Below are 4,284 nucleotides of genomic sequence, written 5' to 3'. Positions count from 1 at the left end.
CTTTCCTGGTGTTGTTAGCGCCGTGGCACCACTCCGAATCCATCCCGAACTCGGTTGTGAAACGCGGCAGCGGCGAAGATAGTTGGAGGGTTGCCTCCTGCCAAAATAGCTCAGTGCCAGGATAATCATCAGGCACAAAAGTCTCCTCTATAACTTGAGGGGGCTTTTTGCTTATAAAAATAATCTATACCATTGGTCAGATGATATGAAACTCTTTATTTGCCTAGGATGTAAGGGAAGACAACATAAGTATAAGTGCAAATACTTGTACTTAAAAATATCTTAGGAGGAAATTGCATGGCTCTTGTAAAACTTGCAGACTTTTACCCCAACTACCGAGAAGAAATATTTGGCGGTGACGATATTAAAGGCTACGATGTCTACAGCGACAGAAATGAAAAAATTGGTTCAGTTCACGATGCGCTTCTTGATGAAACGGGTCGTTTCCGTTACCTTGTAATTGACACCGGTTTTTGGGTATTTGGGAAGAAAGCCTTGCTGCCTGTAGGTCAGGCAAGAATGGATTACGATAACCATCGCGTTTATGTTGCAGGTATGACCAAAGCACAAGCAGAAAGCTTGCCTGAATACCACGACAACATGACCATTGGCTACGATTACGAAGAACAGGTCAGAAATATTTACCGCCCCACCGTGGCTCAAAGTGGTGGACAAGTTGCCGATACCACCCGTTACAATAGCAGCAACTATCGCTATGATCATGAACCAGCTCTCTACAACGTGACGGAAGGGAATCACAAAACTCTCAAGCTGTACGAAGAGAAACTGATTGCCAACAAAGATCGATACAAAGCTGGTGAAGTTGCTGTTGGCAAGCGAGTTGAATCAAATACTGCGCAAGTTTCTGTTCCAGTAGAGAAAGAACGGGTAATCATTGAGCGGCGAAATGCTAGCGGGACTCAAGAAGTTCAACCTGGATCCGTAGATTTTAAGGAAGGTGAAGTAGCTCATATGGAAGTCTACGAAGAATCTGCTGATATTCAGAAGAAAGCCTTTGTCCGCGAAGAAGTTGGTGTCCGGAAGGAAGTCGAGCGCGACACCGTAGAAGCACAGGAAAAAGTGCGCCGCGAAGAGTTAGATGTTGATGTTGAAGGCAATCCAGTTATCCGTAAAGAGAAATAGGATATTAATGCCAGCATTGATACATATTTTTGCTGAGTCAACGGTATAAAACAGATGCAGGTAAAGCCAAAAATAGGCTCTGCCTGCTCTTTTAAAACATTTTGTTTATATCGAGAACTAGGGGTGAAGAAATGTCTGTAAATAAAAGTAAGTTAACAAATCGAAAAGTGCGAGTTTATGAGTTATTACAAAAGCTCAGACAGAAGCTAGTATCTTTTACAGTAGTAAACCTACACGGTCAAGTTCTGGGGAGGATTGAGGATTTTTCCGTCGATAAGAATAGCCACCTGAATATGCTCATCTCTCAATCAGAAGTTCAAGCTAGCTCCTCTCGGTTTGAGTTAAGCAGTAAATATATTCAAAAAGTGGATACATTGAACCGTTTGCTTGTGGTAGATTTCCCGCAAGAGGAACTGAAAAACCTGCCGGAATACCAGCTTGATCATGCCAGAGTAACCGAAGTTAACGATTATTTATCCAAGCCGTCAATAACGAATACAGATGCTATCAATTCTTCTGAGACAGGGGAGCGTAATAACGCTCATACAGAAGCCACTGAACTGATAGGAACCGAAGAACAAGAAGAATTGGAGGAAGCTTCAGAGGAAATGGAGGAAGAAATTATTCGCTTGCTCGAAGAGCGACTAGTCGTAAGCCGCAGTAAACAGAAAGTTGGCGAAGTTGTAGTTCGTAAAGAAATCGATACCCGGATAGTAGAAGTGCCAGTTCGACGAGAGAAATTAATTATCGAACAAGTTGGGACTGAAACCAAACAACTCGCAGAAATTGATTTAGGAAAAGGAGAAGTTCAGGGGGTTGAACATTGCTCAGTTTCCAGTGCTGATATCGGTTATACGGTTAAGGGTGAATTTGTTTCTCCAAGAGCCCTCAGCCATCTTTTAGATGCGATCGCCCTTCAAAAACATCATGGTTGTTCTAAAATTAGAGTAGAAGTTGTTGTTGACAGTCAAGGACTTCAAGAAACCTACCAAAAGATGTTTGACCGCTGTTCCCAACACTAACACTAAGCTCTTCTTTGTTAAGCTCTATTTACAGGATAGAGTGACTTTGCTTTATTTATCCTGTCATCCGTATTAGGTTAAAATTGAGCTGTTATTATTGCCTATTGCCGTTACTGGTAGATTTTGTATAACTTGGTGGCTTGACGCGGTAAGGTATTGATTGGACAGATAGTGAGAAATCTTGCCGTGTCCTCATTTGAGCAAAGCGCGATCACACTGAAACACCGATCGCTCCTTCAGTCGATTATTCTGGCTATTGTGGCGTTTGCGTTTGCGATCGCTCTTTCAAATTGCGATAGTCCTTCTAACCAAACCAGCACCAGTTCCGTAACTCCAGTTAGCACGCTTGTTTTCGGTTCCGGTGGACAACCAGTGAACCTAGAACCTGGGAATATTACCGATGGTAACTCTATCGTAGTACAGCATCAAATTTACAATCGGCTGCTGGAAACCAAATCAGGAACCACGGAATTAGAACCAGGGTTAGCGACTGATTCGGCAGTATCTGAAGACAGTAAGACTTGGACGTTTAAGCTGCGAGAGCAAGTTAAGTTTCACGATGGCACTGATTTTAATGCCGAAGCGGTGAGGTTTAACGTAGAACGCTGGTGGAACCCCAAAAGCGAGTTTGGTTATCGAGATGCGGGTAAAATTTACGAGATTTGGGGTAATTTGTTTGGGGGGTATAAGGGAAGTTCCGACTCTATCCTGCAAGATATCGTGGTAGAGGATGACTATACGATTAAGTTTATCCTTCAGCAGCCGTTTGCGGGGTTTTCAGAGGCAATATCTTCAGGTTACTTTGGCATAGCGAGTCCGGATGCCATTAAGAAAGCAGGTGCTCAATATGGAACCCCAGCTTCTCTAGCAGTGGGAACAGGTCCCTTTGTTTTCAAAGAATGGCGTACAGGCGATCGCATTGTACTGGAAAAAAACCCCAACTATTGGAAACCTGACTTACCCAAATCCGACCAGTTGGTAATGCGTTTTATTACCGATCCGGCAGCACGGTTAGCGCAACTACGCGCGGGTACGATTGATTTTACCGTGGATTTGGCTCCCGATCAATTTCCAGAAATTAACAGCGATAGCAACTTAGAAGCCATTTCCCGTCCCTCTTTGAATGTTGGCTACCTGGCACTCAATCCTAGTTATGAGCCACTTTCCAAGGTAGAGGTACGTCAAGCGATCGCGCAAGCCATTAATAAAGAGGAAATCGTTAAAGCCTTCTGGGGTGAGTTGGGTAATTATGACAGTCACTTCACGCCACCTTCTCTGCAAGAGTATCAGTCAGAACAGGTTTCAGACTATCCTTACAATCCCGAACAGGCAAAGCAACTGCTGACTGAGGCTGGATACCCCAATGGTTTTGACCTAGATTTGTGGTATATGCCCGTTAGCCGTCCTTATTTTCCTACCCCCAAACCCATTGCGGAAGCGATCGCCGCCGAACTGAGTGCAATTGGTATTCGCGTTAACCTGCAAACCAAAGATTGGGCAGCTTACTTAGAGGATCGCAGAAAATCCCCAGGTTTTCAAGCCTTTATGTTGGGTTGGACGGGAGATTATGGTGATCCTGATAATTTTTACTACGCTCACTTCGGTTCTGGTGCAACCGAGGATTTGGGCGGCTGGAAAAATGAAGACATTCTCAAGCTTTTAGAACAGGGACGGGCAACCAATGATAAGGCGGAGCGGACTAAAATTTATGCACAAGTCGATGAGATTTTGTATAACGAAGCGGTACGTTTGCCCATCGTTCACTCTCAGCCGTTATTAGCAAAACGACAGACTGTTAAAAATTGGACACCCAGTCCCTTGGGTTCAGAGACATTTGATATGGTAAGCAAGTTATAACAAGTCCCTAGACTCTGATTGGGTAGTCTATCTTCAAAAGAAACTGCCAATAAGCACGCTTGCTGATGTTAATAGCAAGATTCAAAAATAAACAAGAATATTGTTAGTCAATTGACAAGGGAGCAGCTCTAAAGCGTAAATAGTTAACATCAGAAAAAGGCGCACCGCAGTGCGCCCTAACTTAATCCTGGGTGGCAGAAACAGAGGCTTGAGATTCCTGCCACAATTTGCAGAGAAAAAACTCCGTGCGATCGCACAAATT

The 4,284-nt window shown here is 43.8% G+C and carries 3 protein-coding genes and 1 rRNA gene; all 4 read left to right on the top strand.

From position 1 onward, the window contains the following. Positions 1 to 4: 4 nt before the first annotated feature. The 4 genes from rrf (at position 5) to IQ257_RS28845 (ending at position 4,022) form a co-directional block, all read left to right on the top strand. Positions 5 to 122: ribosomal RNA gene (gene rrf, locus IQ257_RS28860) — 5S ribosomal RNA — on the top strand. A 175-nt stretch (positions 123 to 297) separates the two neighbouring features. Next, positions 298 to 1,143 carry a DUF2382 domain-containing protein gene (locus IQ257_RS28855; protein ID WP_193882349.1) on the top strand — a complete coding sequence of 282 codons (846 nt, stop codon included), beginning with the start codon at positions 298 to 300 and terminating at the stop codon, positions 1,141 to 1,143. Between the two features lie 131 nt (positions 1,144 to 1,274). After that, the gene (locus IQ257_RS30515) at positions 1,275 to 2,165 is read left to right on the top strand and encodes a DUF2382 domain-containing protein (protein WP_228061138.1); all 891 of its coding nucleotides are present in this window, start codon (positions 1,275 to 1,277) and stop codon (positions 2,163 to 2,165) included. Between the two features lie 186 nt (positions 2,166 to 2,351). Next, a complete protein-coding gene (locus tag IQ257_RS28845) occupies positions 2,352 to 4,022 on the top strand; it encodes an ABC transporter substrate-binding protein (protein WP_322744501.1) in 1,671 nt (556 codons plus the stop codon). The last annotated feature ends 262 nt before the right edge of the window (positions 4,023 to 4,284 follow it).

It is taken from the genome of Coleofasciculus sp. LEGE 07092, from assembly GCF_015207375.1.
Classification (GTDB): domain Bacteria; phylum Cyanobacteriota; class Cyanobacteriia; order Cyanobacteriales; family Coleofasciculaceae; genus LEGE-07092.
Note: the sequence above shows the minus strand (reverse complement) of the source record. Positions and strands in the feature narration are given on the sequence as shown.